Here is a 14596-nt window from a genome sequence, read left to right on the forward strand (position 1 = left end):
GACCGTGCTGATATGCAGCGGGAACGAATCCACCCTTGAAATCATTGGTATGAAAGCTGCGATCAATTCGAAATCTCAACACCGGCAAACCAATGCCGATGAAGTTTTCGAACCTCAACCTCTTATAGTGATTTGATGAAAACGGGCTTTTTGATCGACATGGATGGCGTCATCTACCGCGGCAGTGAGCTGATCCCAGGTGCCGATCAGTTCATCGACACATTGATTCGTCAGGACATTCCTTTTCTGTTCTTGACCAACAACAGTCAAAGGACTCGGCGTGATGTGCAAACCAAACTCCAACGGATGGGGATCTTCGTGGAAGAGGCCCACATCTTCACTTGTGCCATGGCAACGGCACGCTTCCTCGCCAAACTGAAACCCAATGGCACCGCGTACATCATTGGCGAAGGGGGCTTGTTGCAAGCAATGCATCAAAACGGCTTCTCCATCGTGGATCACTCGCCCGACTTTGTCGTCGTTGGCGAAGGCCGCACGATCACACTCAACGCATTGGAATCCGCGGTCGACATGATCCTTGGTGGTGCCAAACTGATTGCCACCAACCTGGACCCCAGTTGCCCGACCAAGAACGGCACACGACCGGGCTGTGGGGCCACGGTCGCCTACCTGGAGGCGGTCACCGGGCGTAAAGCCTTCAGTGTGGGGAAACCCAGCCCCATCATGATGCGAGCTGCTCGCAAGGAACTGAAGTTGGCCACCTCCCAAACCGTGATGGTCGGCGACACGATGGAAACCGATATCCTGGGCGGCGTCCAAATGGGCTACCGAACCGTGCTCACCTTGTCCGGCGGCACGAAAAAGGAAGACCTCGGCCAATTCGCGTACGGCCCCGACGTGATTGTCGATTCGATCGCGGACCTTTGCGATGTCGGCGAGTTCGTCCAAAGCAGTTTGCCAGTCGGCAACCGCGAGGACGACACCGTCACTAATTTCGCCGCCTGGGCCGCCGCCAACGCGTGATGGTTTTCTCGGAGCTGAAACGGGCGCCACTTCGAGGCCAGGTCTCACCTGGAACCCACGCCGATGCTTCGGTAGAAGCGAGGTGTGATCGGAACTCAGGCGTCGTTTGACGGGGAAGATCCAATGGCGAGTCACCAGCGCCAGGCGGGGCCTGGCCTGACGAATCGGTGGTAAGCGGTCCAATCAAGGTGGTCGCATTTTGCTCGGGTTTCACAGGGGCTCGCGTTCGCGAGTGAGGCCACGAAGTGGTCACAGACGGTAGCCGGTGGTCGAGCAAAGCGAAAACCACCGGACAGTGACAAAAGATCGCGGCGTCGGCCCCGAAGGGTGTCGTAGAAGACTCGGCCGTAAAAGTCTTCGACCCCTTCGGGGTCAACCATGTGATCGGGGGGGCTTCCCGGCGGTATTCGCTTCGCTCGACCGCCGGCTACCCTCTGCATTCCCTCCGGGAAAGAAGGCGTGCAGTCGCAATCCCCACCATCCCACCTTTTTCCAGCCCAACGCTGCGATCACCGGTGGAGAATGTCACGGCCACAAGGGCGTCTGTTTCACGGCTTCAGAGACACGACCAAAGCTATGGGACAAAACTTTCCCATCCCTCCCAAATGCACACCGTTTCACCATGCCAGGTGGGACCTGGCCTACGTGGTCTGTCATTCGTCCCCCAGGGACGCACAACGCAGCTGCGGGCATGTGCCCCTGGACCATGTGCCCGTGGACACTGAACACAGCGTGATCACCAAGCCCCAGGGTCGTGACATGAATCAGGGGCATGGAAACTCTTGTCGTTCTGCATGGGGACGACAAGACGGTGTGGTTGCTGCCCCTCCAACCCGACCGTCTCGTCGTGTTCCCATTGCTTTCCACCTTCATCGATTCATGTTGGCTTGCCCTCGCGGTCAATTCGCTGGGCTGCCCGAACTGCAATCGACTTCTTCATGTGTAAAAAGCCAATCCGTGGCAACGGCTGCGTTTCCTCCATGCGACTTTTGCATAAGCCATCTGAATCCTCGGTGCCGTTCAGATAGTATCGACGGATCGCTGCGAGTAATCTATGAGGGAATCCCCTCAAACGCTGCTCCCGCGCCCCCCCATGAGTCGCTTGTGCCCCATTCCACCCCACCCCAAAGCGAAGAAAGCTCATCGAGGCTGAGAACACGGGTTGATCCGCCAGAGTTCGATCCAAATTCGATTTGGACTGCGATGACTCAGACTCCAGGGATCGGGGTTTGTGTCACGGATCAAGAAGGTCGGCTCCTCTACGTCAACGACTGCGCGATGATGCTTTTCTCGGCCGCACCCAACATTGAGTACGCCGGGAAATCAATCCATGATTTCCATTCGCCGCAGTACGTCCAGGAACGGTTGGCGATGATTGGGCGTGTGCTGAAAGAGGGCAAGCCACTCGCGATTCGGCATATCTATCACGGAAAGCAAGTTCACTCAACCGTTTGGCCCATTCGTGATTCCAAGCCTCCCTTTGGTCGCGTGCTGGTGATCAGCCGAACCACATCGGGTTTGCATTTGGCGACGTCCGATGACTCCATCGAAAGCATCGAAACGGCGTTCATCGACTTTGGTCCGCTGGACATCCTGACACAGCGTGAGATCGAAGTTGCGGTGCTACTTGGGCATGGCATGAATGTCCCCAAGGTGGCTCAACTGCTGCACCGCAGCCCCAAGACAATCGAACGACACAAATCAGCAATCACAAAAAAACTGGGCCTGCGTGGGCAAGCCGAGCTGGTGATGACCATCAGCGAGATGGGCCTCGATCTCGATGACGCCAAGCTGAAGCGACTTCCAAGGGAGAAGTGAAACGTCCACTTCGGGGTCGCCACATCAAAACCACTGCAGGGAATACCGATTCTATAAACGACGACTTCACCCTCCCTCTGAGCGAGGCCGTCCAGTTTTTCAGTGCCGTGCCAGTAGCGTCTTGAGACCCCCGCCCACGCAGCGGGCTTGTCGATTTCGCTGTAGGTTGGCCACTCTTGGCCGACATCCGCAACTTGGACGAGCAAGAGTGCCTTTTTATACCCCACATCTCGAAACACCAAAGATTAGTGTCCGATCAGAGTGGATTAGTGTTCCGCCAGAGCGGCCAAGGGAACACTAATCTCCGCTGATCGAACACGAAGCAGGTCGGCAGGAATGATCAAGCACAATCATGTGAGCCGTTTGGGCGTTAGCCCCGGTTGTGCGTGAAAACCGTGGCTAACGCCAACGGCTCACATACCCGATGACACCTGCGTACCTGCTTAATGGTTCTTGGGCAAGGGATGTTTGGCTTCAAAACGCCTGCATTTACAACGCAAACGGCTCCCAGAAGATGTGGGGTACAAAAAGGCAAGAGTGCCCATCCTACATGCGTTCAGCGAGATTTCCGGGGGAGGCACGACATGTGAAAATCCGCCGAAACGCGGTATCAGAAATCGGCACAACCTCTGAGCGAGGGGAAGGGCTACGCGATGAGTTCACCGCTCGCCCTCCCGAGCGGTGAGGTCGTGCAGTTTTCAAGTACCGTGTTGCCAAGCGTTTATGATCACCCTCCCTTGGAACGTTCGAAAAATAAATGGTGGCGGGCGTCTGGGGATCGCCCCGGATGGGGCCGTCATGCTTCGCTCGGGGCGGAAGCCCCGAGAGACCGATGCCGGAAAACAAACGGTCGCCCCGGATGGGGCCGTCGTGGGAGTTGGGGGCGTCCCTCGCTCACGCGTCGGGTTGTGATGGGTGGTTGCTGCAGAAACCCGCCAAAACCCAGCACCAGAAAACTGCACGACCTCCGGTGAAAGAGGGTAGCCGGGGGTCGCGAACCGTCCTGGAACCCTCGCTCTACTCTTCGCTGGTTGGGACCAGCATTTCGACTTTGCGGAAGTCGACTTCGAGGTCTTGGTTGCCATGCAATTGCAAGGCGATCACTCCGGCATCTGCCAAGTCTTCGACGACGTGATCAACGGCCAGACAATCGTTCAAATGCACGACGATGCGTTTGCCATGAACGCTGACGGTCATCATGTTCCAAGGCGTTTCATCGTCGTCCGAGACCACTGGTTTCTTGTCGAGTTGCAAACCTTCACGGGCTTGTTTCCAGTGTCGATTGACAACGGCATGACGGTCTTGAGGGAACCCCGATTCAAGGTAGTGCAGCGGACGAACCAACCACCCTGCTCCGCCCGTTTGGTACAGACCGCCAACTTCATCGGAGTTGTCGATCTCGCACTGAACACCTTTGACGAACGGTTTGTTCTCAGTGATCTCACTGCGAACAAAGAATCCGCTGTCGCCCTTTTTGAATCGATATTCAATGCGATAGGTTCCATCGGTCATCGGGTGCTTGCTGTACAGCATGCCATTGGGTTCGTTGGCTTCACTGCTGGCGCGGCCTTGCAAGATGCCATCGACGACCGTCCAGGTGCCACCGCCAACGGTTTCCCATCCGTCCAACGATTTGCCATCGAACAAAGGCTTCCACTCGTGGCTACCCAGGTTGCGCACCTTCAGGTTGCGGAACCGATAGGTCTGGCCTTTTTCGCCGTGGTGCTGCAGCCCGATTCGGCCGCTCAGATCAACGGGATCGAAGTAGTCGGTGGTGGGGACATCGTTGACGAAGAACTGCAAGTGATTGCCGACGCAGCGGATTCGATAGCGGTTCCAGCGATCGCGATCGAACGCGGCTTGGGCTTCGGGTTGCTCCCACAATGGATTGAGCCACTGCCGGCGACGCTCATCGTACAATCCGCCCGACCAACGACGATCGGTGGGATCGGCTTCGGATTGGTAGCCAAAGACTTCGTTCGGCTTGACCTGCCCACGAGCCATGAAGCCGCTGTTGGATTGGCCTTCGGGAAGCTTGACCTCGCCCTCAAATTCGTAGTCGTGGAATACCTTCTCGGTCACCAAAAAGAACTTTTTGTCGGCGGTCAGATGGATTTCACCATCGACCACTTCGGTCTTGCCCCATTCATAAGGGTTGGTCCATCCACTGAGCGATTTGCCGTCGAAGAGCGGCTGCATTTCGGTCGCCGGAGCTTGCGTTTCGGTCTCCACTGGCGCCGGTTGTTTTGGTGCATCGTCGGCAGTGGCGAGATGACCACAGCAGGCGCCGGCGCAGATCAGGGAAGCGATCGCCCATGACTTGGGACGGGCACGACGGAGGGACGTGAGCCAGGATGATTTCATCATTCGATGGATTGTTGGATGGGGGGGAAGCAAGTTCATGGTGAACGGGGAGGATGCCGGGGCACGATCAGCGGATTGCCGGGGCACCTTCAGCGGATTCTCAGTATACTCCAGGAATTGCTTTCCTCCGAGATTCCCGCCCAGGGTGGCCATGCCAAACTATTCACGCATTGCACTGAAGATAATCGCCGCAGCGGTGGAAACTTCGCGTGAAGAGAGCGGGAAAAAACGTGAACCGGTGGACACTTCCGCTTCGACACCCGAGCGTTCGTGGCGGCGAAATGTCATCGGAATCCTCTCGGCGACCATGCTCTGTCTGGGGGGAGCGTTCTATTTCGCAGGCATCGGCGAAGAAACGCTGGGATCGGCTTCGACCCACGCCTTCGTGGCTGCCGCCCTGCTGCGAGTCGGGTTGGTCCTGGGCGCCTTGTGGTTGGCCTGGGACTCGCTCAAACGGCCTGCTCGATGGTTGCCACCTGGACTGGCGGTCGCCGGCGTGATTGGCATCGTCGTGGTCGCCGCTCAGCCGAGGCTGATCCTGGCCATCGCACCGGCACTCGGCGCACTGGCACTTTTGACGGGTGTGATGCGAATCTTTCGAAGCAAGTGACCTTCAACCGAGCTGGAACCGATGAGCCCAAACACTGATCTGCGAAACAGGATGCTCAAACGAACGCCGTGGTCCACGCTTGCCGTCTGGGCCTGCTCACTAGTCTTCACCACGGGCACAACTTCGGCCGAGGAACCCCGTCCACCACGATCAAGCGACCGCCCCAACATCGTGCTGATCATGGCCGATGACATGGGGTTTGAATGCATCGGTGCCAACGGTTCGCTCGACTATCAAACGCCCAACATCGACCGGATCGCCAGCCAAGGTTTGCGGTTCGAACATTGTTACTCGCAACCCATCTGCACGCCGTCGCGAGTCAAGCTGATGACCGGCATGACCAACAAGCGAAACTACGTGAAGTTTGGAACGCTCGACCGAAAACAAACCACGTTTGCTCACCTGTTGAAGTCCGCCGGTTATCGAACCTGCATCGCAGGCAAGTGGCAACTGGGAAGCGAACTGGATTCCCCCCAGCACTTTGGGTTCGAAGAGTCACTGTTGTGGCAGCACACTCGCGGACGAGTGGACAACCAAAAACGGGACACGCGCTATCCCAACCCGCGACTCGAACGAAATGGAACGGAAGAGAATTACAACGAAGGCGAGTTTTCTTCCGACTTGTTCGCCGACTTCCTCTGCGATTTCATGGAAACAAATCGCGACCAGCCGTTTCTGGCTTACTACCCCATGGCTTTGGTGCACTGCCCGTTTTGCCCCACGCCTGAATCAGATGATTGGGACCTCTCTTCACACGGCTCCAAGACCTACAAAGGCCAACCGAAATACTTCGGCGACATGGTGGCTTACGTGGACACGATCGTCGGCCGGATCGATCAAAAACTGGGTGAACTCGGCATTCGCGAAAACACGGTGTTGATCTTCACTGGAGACAACGGCACCGACAAACCGATCGTCACTCAGACTCGGTTTGGTGAGGTCGTCGGTGCCAAAGGCGAGATGGTCGACGCGGGCAACCACGTGACCTGCATTGCCACGTGGCCGGGCGTGATTCAGCCGGGACGCGTGACATCGCAAATCATCGACTTCAGCGATTTTTTGCCGACGATGTGTGATGCTGGTGCGGCTGAGATCCCAGCGAAACTGTCCCTCGATGGCCAAAGTTTCCTGCCGGTGTTGCGTGGCATCGAGGGCCAGGGCCGTGAGTCGATGTTCATGTGGTACGAACGAAACGGACGTCCCAAGAAGGCTCGCGAATTCGCTCGCAATCAACGCTACAAATTGTATGGCGATGGATCGTTCTTCGATGTCGAGATGGATCGCACCGAACAGTCGCCGCTGCAATCCTTGACCGACGATCAAAAGGCGATCCGAAGCAAGCTACAAGCCAAGATCGACTCCTTCGCCAACATCATCCCGCCGCAGGCTCGCTAAGCTGGTCGGCAGGAATGATCGGGCATCACCATGTGAGCCGTTTGGGCGTTCGCCTGGGCTGCTGAATGTTTGCTATTGCCGTTCCGATAACGAATGCAATTTTTCTTCCGGCTCCTCTGGTTCTTCATCCCGGTAGGGATTTCAGATGGTAGCCGGGGGTTGCTGCGTAGCAGCGTACCCCCGGAAACTGAGCCACCCAAAAAACTCTCCATCCCGCCGTGGCCGATGGCCACGGCGGGATGGAGAGTGGCGACGCGGGTTGCATGTCCGTCGGTGGCGCTGTCGCTTACCGACGGCTACCATCTGACATCCCTACCGGGATGAAAACTTGCGCAAACGAATACGCTCTACAACAGAAAACATTTCGCGGTCCAGCGATCGCCCCGGTTGTGCGATGGAACCGTGGCTAACGCCAAACGGCTCACACACCCGAAGGCGCCTGCGCACCTGCTTCGCGAGCCTACCCCACTTTTCAGTGAACTACTTCGTGGTCCACTCGGGGGCGGGCTCGATCTCGTCGGCGACCGCGCCGCCTTGGTCTTTGCGACCGCTGCCTTCGAGCCGGCTGATCACCCGAACGGTCATGTCCTGATCGCAGTTGATCTGGCAACTGAGACGAACACCGGGTTCGGTCACTTCGCGAACGCGAAGAGTTTCTTTTTCCGCCGCTGTGATCTGCTCCGGTTCCCCTTCCACGAATTCCACCCGGCACGTGGTGCACCGGGAAACGCCACCGCAGGCGTGCAATTGGTCCGTGCCCGCTTCTTCGACCAAGGCTTTGATCAATCGTTTGCCAGCAGGGACATCAAAGGTGCCAACGTTTTCGACAGTCAGTTTGGGCATGGAGTCTCAATCGGAAATGGTGGTGGTGAAATCAGTCGATGGGCTCGAAAGCCTGGCGGACGAAGAGTTGGTTAGCCAACGGTGGCAGACTGCTTACGATCGACTTTGACGGAATCAAAGTCCACCGTGCAGAAGTAGTCATCGAAGTTCTCGGCGCGACGAATCGCACGAAACTCACCCGCGTCGTTGAACACGATCTCAGCGGACCGAAGACGACCGTTGTACTGAAATCCCATGCTGTGGCCGTGGGCACCGGCATCGTGGATGACCGCGATGTCACCGACTTCGGTGGCAGGCAGCTTGCGATCGATGGCGAATTTATCGTTGTTCTCACAGAGCGATCCGACCACATCCACAGTGCGATCAGCGGGCTGGTCTTCCTTGCCCATCACAGTGATGTAATGGTACGCCCCGTACATGCCCGGACGCATCAAATTGCTCATGCAAGCGTCCACGCCGACGTAGTCTTTGTAGGACGATTTTTGATTGATGACCTTCGTGATCAGATAGCCAAACGGCCCAGTCATCGCACGACCGTTTTCCATCAGGATTCGCACCGGAGCGATTCCGGCGGGAACCAAGATTGACTCATACAGTTTACGAACACCATCCCCGAAGGCGGGCAGATCAACGGGTTCTTGGCCGGGCTGGTAAGGCACCCCGATTCCGCCACCCAGGTTGATGCACTCAACCGAGATGCCGGTTTCGCGATGAATCTCAGCGGCGAGTTCAAACAACATCTCAGCGGTTTGCAACAACGCTTCGATATTCAGTTCGTTGCTGACCACCATCGCGTGCAACCCAAATCGCGAAATGCCGAGCTCGGCACAGCGACGGTACCCGTCGATGAGTTGTTCGCGGGTGCTGCCGAACTTGGCTTCTTTGGGATCACCGATGATCACATTGCCTTGGCGTTCTGGCCCCGGATTGAATCGGAAGGAAACCATTTCCGGCAAGGGGCTCAATTGAGCGATTTGGTCGATGTGATGCGGGGTGTCGAGATTGATGATCGCGCCGAGCTTGTTGGCGATCTCGAACTCATCCATCGTGGTGTTGTTGGACGTGAACATCACGTCTTGGCCGGTGATGCCCAGACGCTCGCAGGTGATCAGCTCGGCCACGCTGCTGCAATCGGCCCCGCCACCTTCCTCGGCCATCATCGCGACAATGTGCGGGTTCGGGGTGGCTTTGACAGCAAAATACTGCTGAAAACCTTCGTTCCAGGCGAACGCATCGGTCAATTCGCGAGCCCGTGCACGAATCCCGTCTTCGTGATACAGGACAAATGGCGTGGGGTTTTCTTCGATGATTCGGTCGATCAATTCGCGATCGAACGGCAATGGTTGGTAATGCATCTGTGGGCTCAGGAATCGGTTGAAGGTGTTCCGAGTGGAGTACCCGAAAGAATAGTCGCCGGAGCAACTTTCGAAAACCGATCAGTTCCCATCTCCAAACGAGAACCCAAACCCGCTGAAGGGCACGATCCCGTAGACGCCCTCGGTGAAAACTTGGCTGACGAAGCGATCAAACAACCGAATCGGGCTGGGGGGGACGATGACCACGTCGCCATCTTGCAACCAAATCTCGTCGACGGGGCGAGAGTCCTTGCCCATCATCGCACCACGCAGGTCCAGCATTGTGGACAGCAATTCCCAGTTCGGACCGCGACGGAAAATCACGACCTGACGCAGGTTTGCCCCTGGCACGTACCCGCCACCCAAGGCGATTCCACCGAGCACGGTCGTCGGTGCATCGATCTCGAATCGGCCCGGTGTGGTGACTTCGCCAAGGACATACACGTAATGGGGAGCCTGTTGTTCCAAAACGACTTCCACGTCCAAACCAGCCGACATCGAATCGTATCGCAGGATGATTTCACGCTTCAGTTCGCTCAGCGTCAGACCTTGCGCCGGCACCGCTCCCAGCCGAGGCAAGCGGAGCGTTCCCTCGGGCGTGATCGTTTGCACGGTTTGCTGAGGGTTGAACCCTTCGGAGCCGCTGATGGCTTCCCGAATTTGTCGCGCGATGTTGCCGGTTGCGACCGGAGTCACATCGATCGACGGATCAGGGTAGTACTCCTCGTAGCGTTCATTGAGCAATTCACGAAGCTGATCGATGGTTTGTCCGGCAGCGTGAATCTGACCGATGAACCGCAGCGTGATCGTTCCATCGGGTTGGATTTCCAATCCACGTTCCAGCGTTCCACGGGTCAGCTTTTCATCCGCTTCCGATTCGATCAGCAGTTCGTCACCGACAACCAAACGATAAGCACCCACTGAACGAACGGTTTTGATCAAGAACGTCAACTGAACTTGGTCGCCGCTACGCAATCGATACTCGTGCACCGGCGTGCTGCGTGCCGGTCCGAGATAGTTGCCGGGTCCATCCACATTGAATGGCATGCTTTGAGGACAACGCCAGCACTGACAGGCAGGATGGGTTCCAGTGCCAAGCCCAATGGTCTTGCTCAGACGTTCGACGCCAACTCCATTGCGATCAACGCACCCACCACACGTCGAGCAGGTGACTGCACTGGGATGTCCCGACAAGGGGCCTCCGCCGTGCGACGCAAACGACGCGGGCAAGGGCCAACGCGTGACTTCGTCCTGCATCAAGTCCGGCCACGAAGGCGTGCCCATGTTGCGAACTGGAGCGGATCCACTGCGGCTTGAGTTTGTCGAAAATTGCTTCGAGTCAATTGCCTCGGTGTCGATCACCGACCGCGAACGAGGTTCCGGTTCCGTTGCAGGCTCCCTCGGCTCCGGCTCACGCTTTGGTTGACTTCCTTCTGTGCGTTTCACGGGAGGCGTCGGCGGAGCGACAGGCCGAGTCGAACGAGCCTCCGGCGCGGGTGACTTCCGCGGGGCTTCCAGATCGCTGGACGATTCCACCGCGGTGTCCTCTTCCATCAACGCTTCGAGACGCTTGGAAGGATCGCTGGGCGCTGTCGGCTCGGTTCGTTCCGATGGCTGAAGCCGATTGCGAGTTGGAACAGGACGAAACTCCGGCAATTCATCCTGGCTGGTTGCCGGTGCACTGCCGCCCAATCGCTGTGGGCGTGGGGGAACCGCTCGGTCCGCTTGAGGCTGACGAGGACGCAGTGGTGGCGGCAGTTCCAGCAGCTTCTCTTTGTCCGTTGCTTGCTGGGCTGATGGCAGCTTCGGTGTTGGAACCTTCGCTGCAGGCGGCACGGGTGGCGGAGCCAAGGTTTGGGCCGGTGAGGGCGCGGGGACCGCCTCCGGCAACGTGTCATTGCGTGTCGCGGTCGGTTCCGGCGGGGCGGGTTGGGACGGCAGCCCGGGAATCAAATCGCGAGAGCGTGATTCGAAACGTGCACGAGCTTCCAGCTTGGCTTGCTCGGCCCGCAAGTTGTGCTCTTCCAAACGCTGCCGATAATCCCGCAGCGAGTTGACCTCCAGCAGTTCATCTTCATTGACCGGCGGACTGTCAGGCAGGTTGTCCATGTCGAACGACGGGGTGGGCAACGTGCCGGTGTTGCTCCCCAGCACCGTCGGACGCGGGTTGGTTTCGGGCGTCGCTTGTCCCGGCGCGACCAATTCCTGCGCGGACGAGGCCCCCACGAAGACCAATGGCAACAACAGTCCGGTTGCCAGGCAAACGCGACGAAACGCCGATCGAAGACGAGTTGGTTTCATGGGACGATCCATCGAAATCAGGTGGACGGTGAGGGCGTTGGCTTGCATTACCAAAACAGACCGCTGCGGGGCGTTGTCGAACGAGCGGGAGCGGCGGGCATCGACGGATCAACCATTCGCGATTGCACCGAACGACCGTTTTGTGCTGGCACGATCAAGTGACCTTGGCCGACCGAGTTCCGCGAGGTTGGACGAGACGCCGTTTGCGGGTAAGCCGACTGACCTGCCCTCGCGCTAGCTTGACTGCTGAGTAAGTGAGTGGGGGTTGAATTCGCCGCCGCAAACTGCTGGTTCGTTTTCGAGAATTGTGTCGGCGACAAAACTTGAATGGGCAGTTCGCTGGGCAGGTTCGTTGACGCGAGTTGCTGCTGGCATTCCGCGGCCAACTGGGCGTCGCCGGATTGGCTTGCCGCTCGCATCAAATCCTCGACGCTTTGTCGCGTTGGTTTCTGCTGCACACTCAACAACAACAACTCCTTGGCGATCGCGGGCATCGATCGACGGAGCAAGTTGCGCCCGAGCTCCGCCGTGGCTTGTGGATTGTCGGGACCAATTTCAACCGCCGCACGCCGATACATCAACGCCAGTTCCGAGGCATGCAAACGCGAGCGAGACTCAGTCAAATCCGACGATTGCGGGGTCAGCGTTGCGGCTTCCAAGTCCGCCAGAATCAGGGTCGCTTCGGCCGCAAGCGGTCCGCCCACGGTGGCCTCGACCCAACGCTGCCGTGCGTGGTTGAGGTAAGCCTCGATCGCGCGTTCGGCGGTCAACGAGGATGTGTTCACACCGTGCAGCGCCGGCGTCTTGTGCACGTCCACCAATCGCTGCAGGGCGGCTTGGTCGACCGGTCCATAACGTCCGGTGAAATCGGTCGACTCACGAATGGCAGTGATCGCTTCGTTGAGCTGAGACGTGTGCAGGTTGCCTCCCATTTGCGAATCTCGCAGGGAAGCAATGATCCGAAGTGTCTGCGTTGCGGATTCTTTCGCCGAATGGAACGCACCTCGCCGAGCAGCGAAGTGGGCACTGCGAAGCTGATCGACCGCGGACTGAGCCAGTTCTGCTGTCCGAGCGTGATGGTTGATTGGGTCCGAAGCGGGCATCGGTCGAGAGAACGTTTGTTGCGATCGACCCAGCGAAGCAGTTGCACTGCCGCCCCGGTTGGCTTGGCGGCGCCGCGTGATCGCTGGTGGCTCTTCCGCGGGTGGTGCCGGGGCCGTCATGATGATCGTGACGGGTGGCGGCGAGGGCGCCACCACGGTGGGCTGGGGCGTCGGTGGTTTCCAGGCAGGAGCCGTCGCGGAGGTGGGTGGCAATGCCAGCGGTCGCGGTTGCCAGACTCGGCCAGACGTCGAGCCGTCCCCTGCCTGTGCCGACACGCTCACCGATGCGATCAAGATTGCCAACGAAACACGTCGGACCAGCAAACCACGACGAGATCGATCCTTGCGGAATCGATCAACGTGGTTCTGATCTGCCTGCATTCGTGGTTTCATGTTGCGATCCATCGCAGTCCCAGCGTGTTTCGGAGGGGTGTTCATCCTTGAATCCCCACGGTCCTTGCGAACCGTGCCAGACGTGTCGCTTCGAAGATCGAAATTCGGCATCCTGCGATGCACGAAAGTCAGGCGACGGTGACCAGCTATCCGGCGTATCGACGAGTCCGCGGGATCTTCTGCACACCGAGCGGTGACCACGGGGTGGAATCAACAGGTCGAACACGCGTGACCGTTACCCGGGGGCAAATTCGCACAACCGGCATATCCGGACCTGGCGGACTCTGCAGGATGCTGGCTCCGAAAAAAGAGGAACCAATCGAAGCCCGTTCCTGGCGGGGATGATTTTTGAAGCCTTTGATCTTCCCCACGATTGCTCAAAGCTGGTTCCACCGAGTTCGACAATTGGCTCGCAAATCATCCCTGTGATCGAGGTTTGACCGTGAGGACGGAGCAAGAAGCAGTGAAACGGCATGGATTCACGTTGGTGGAATTGCTGGTCGTCATCGCCATCATTGGCGTCCTGATCGCACTTCTGCTGCCAGCGGTTCAAAGCGTTCGCGAGGCGGCACGCCAGACCAAGTGTCGCAATCGAATTCGACAAATCGCCTTGGCCAGCCAAAACTACGAATCGATTTTTCGCGACCTGCCAGGCTACTCCGGCGAGGTCCCGCCGTACCTGGTCGATTTCGATAATCGTCGGCAGCCCGACCCTCGATTCAACGGCGGCAATTGGATGGTCCAAGCGATGGCGCTGATGGAACAAGCGGACTTGGCACCCCCATTGGCTCAAATCGGAGCCGCTTCGATGATCATGCCGACTGACCGGGTCCAGCAACATGTTCAGTCGTCGGTCTCAACGTTTCACTGCCCGACCCGGCGAGATGCCGACGCCTACCCGCTGCTGGAACCCTATTTGAGCCGTTATGGCGAAACCGGTGGACGAACCGACTACGCCATGTGCGGAGGTTCCGCGACCGTCAATGAAGTGGACGACCGCATCATTGAGAGTCAGCGTGACGGCGTCTGGCGACTCGGCGGCCGCACGCGGTTGTCTCGGGTGTTTGACGGCCTGAGCCACACGTATTTGGTCGGGGAAAAGGCCATGGATTCGCTGAAATACACGACGGGAGACTGCTACGGCGACCGAGCTCCCTTGGCCGGATACACCGGAATTCCGACGACCACTCATTCCTACGTTCGGTTCGGTGCCCGCCAACCGGGACTGGATCAACCGGACAACTGTTTGGCCTGCCATGACTTTGGCAGTGCCCACCCGCATGGCTGGAATGCGGCGATGGTGGATGGATCGGTGAAAATGTTGACGTACACTCAAGACATCAACATTCACCGCGCGGCCGCCTCCATCGACGGTCGCGAAATCCCAACTTACGAACACTGATCTCAGTTTGACTCAATCGAAACTGCCC

General features: G+C 58.2%; 10 protein-coding genes. 5 read left to right on the plus strand and 5 right to left on the minus strand.

Annotated features, from left to right (window positions below):
- Positions 1 to 135 precede the first annotated feature (135 nt).
- Entirely contained in the window at positions 136 to 984 is an 849-nt protein-coding gene (locus UH5x_RS15255; RefSeq protein WP_047814332.1) for an HAD-IIA family hydrolase, read from the plus strand.
- Positions 985 to 2187: 1203 nt separating this feature from the next.
- Positions 2188 to 2802 carry a PAS and helix-turn-helix domain-containing protein gene (locus UH5x_RS15260; RefSeq protein ID WP_053061144.1) on the plus strand — a complete coding sequence of 205 codons (615 nt, stop codon included), beginning with the start codon at positions 2188 to 2190 and terminating at the stop codon, positions 2800 to 2802.
- A 1017-nt stretch (positions 2803 to 3819) separates the two neighbouring features.
- Here UH5x_RS15260 and UH5x_RS15265 read toward each other — a convergent pair.
- Positions 3820 to 5169 carry a 3-keto-disaccharide hydrolase gene (locus UH5x_RS15265; RefSeq protein WP_482632905.1) on the minus strand — a complete coding sequence of 450 codons (1350 nt, stop codon included), beginning with the start codon at positions 5167 to 5169 and terminating at the stop codon, positions 3820 to 3822.
- A 148-nt stretch (positions 5170 to 5317) separates the two neighbouring features.
- Between UH5x_RS15265 and UH5x_RS15270 the strand changes: the two genes are divergently transcribed.
- Entirely contained in the window at positions 5318 to 5776 is a 459-nt protein-coding gene (locus tag UH5x_RS15270) for a hypothetical protein (protein WP_047812292.1), read from the plus strand.
- 21 nt (positions 5777 to 5797) lie between these two features.
- Complete coding sequence (locus UH5x_RS15275; protein ID WP_482632906.1) at positions 5798 to 7171, plus strand: sulfatase family protein; 1374 nt, start codon at positions 5798 to 5800, stop codon at positions 7169 to 7171.
- A gap of 480 nt (positions 7172 to 7651) precedes the next feature.
- On the opposite strand, the gene UH5x_RS15280 is transcribed toward UH5x_RS15275, so the two are convergent.
- The 4 genes from UH5x_RS15280 to UH5x_RS15295 all read right to left on the minus strand — a co-directional run bounded on the left by UH5x_RS15280 (position 7652) and on the right by UH5x_RS15295 (position 13211).
- Positions 7652 to 8014, minus strand: coding sequence for a 2Fe-2S iron-sulfur cluster-binding protein (locus UH5x_RS15280; RefSeq protein ID WP_047812290.1), 363 nt, complete (start codon positions 8012 to 8014; stop codon positions 7652 to 7654).
- 71 nt (positions 8015 to 8085) lie between these two features.
- Positions 8086 to 9369 (minus strand): diaminopimelate decarboxylase, encoded by a 1284-nt coding sequence (locus UH5x_RS15285; protein ID WP_047812289.1) that lies wholly within the window; start codon positions 9367 to 9369, stop codon positions 8086 to 8088.
- 81 nt (positions 9370 to 9450) lie between these two features.
- A complete protein-coding gene (locus tag UH5x_RS15290; RefSeq protein WP_482632907.1) occupies positions 9451 to 11682 on the minus strand; it encodes a polysaccharide biosynthesis/export family protein in 2232 nt (743 codons plus the stop codon).
- 35 nt (positions 11683 to 11717) lie between these two features.
- Entirely contained in the window at positions 11718 to 13211 is a 1494-nt protein-coding gene (locus UH5x_RS15295; protein WP_482632908.1) for a tetratricopeptide repeat protein, read from the minus strand.
- 391 nt (positions 13212 to 13602) lie between these two features.
- Between UH5x_RS15295 and UH5x_RS15300 the strand changes: the two genes are divergently transcribed.
- Positions 13603 to 14568 carry a DUF1559 family PulG-like putative transporter gene (locus tag UH5x_RS15300; protein WP_482632909.1) on the plus strand — a complete coding sequence of 322 codons (966 nt, stop codon included), beginning with the start codon at positions 13603 to 13605 and terminating at the stop codon, positions 14566 to 14568.
- The last annotated feature ends 28 nt before the right edge of the window (positions 14569 to 14596 follow it).

The organism is Rhodopirellula sp. UH5, assembly GCF_056839225.1.

What these genes read in the sequence shown, in the direction of transcription:
- UH5x_RS15255 (WP_047814332.1), top strand. Translation starts at nt 136, where the DNA reads ATGAAAACGGGCTTTTTGATCGACATGGATGGCGTCATCTACCGCGGC.
- UH5x_RS15260 (WP_053061144.1), top strand. Translation starts at nt 2,188, where the DNA reads ATGACTCAGACTCCAGGGATCGGGGTTTGTGTCACGGATCAAGAAGGT.
- UH5x_RS15265 (WP_482632905.1), bottom strand. Translation starts at nt 5,169, where the DNA reads ATGATGAAATCATCCTGGCTCACGTCCCTCCGTCGTGCCCGTCCCAAG.
- UH5x_RS15270 (WP_047812292.1), top strand. Translation starts at nt 5,318, where the DNA reads ATGCCAAACTATTCACGCATTGCACTGAAGATAATCGCCGCAGCGGTG.
- UH5x_RS15275 (WP_482632906.1), top strand. Translation starts at nt 5,798, where the DNA reads ATGAGCCCAAACACTGATCTGCGAAACAGGATGCTCAAACGAACGCCG.
- UH5x_RS15280 (WP_047812290.1), bottom strand. Translation starts at nt 8,014, where the DNA reads ATGCCCAAACTGACTGTCGAAAACGTTGGCACCTTTGATGTCCCTGCT.
- UH5x_RS15285 (WP_047812289.1), bottom strand. Translation starts at nt 9,369, where the DNA reads ATGCATTACCAACCATTGCCGTTCGATCGCGAATTGATCGACCGAATC.
- UH5x_RS15290 (WP_482632907.1), bottom strand. Translation starts at nt 11,682, where the DNA reads ATGGATCGTCCCATGAAACCAACTCGTCTTCGATCGGCGTTTCGTCGC.
- UH5x_RS15295 (WP_482632908.1), bottom strand. Translation starts at nt 13,211, where the DNA reads ATGAACACCCCTCCGAAACACGCTGGGACTGCGATGGATCGCAACATG.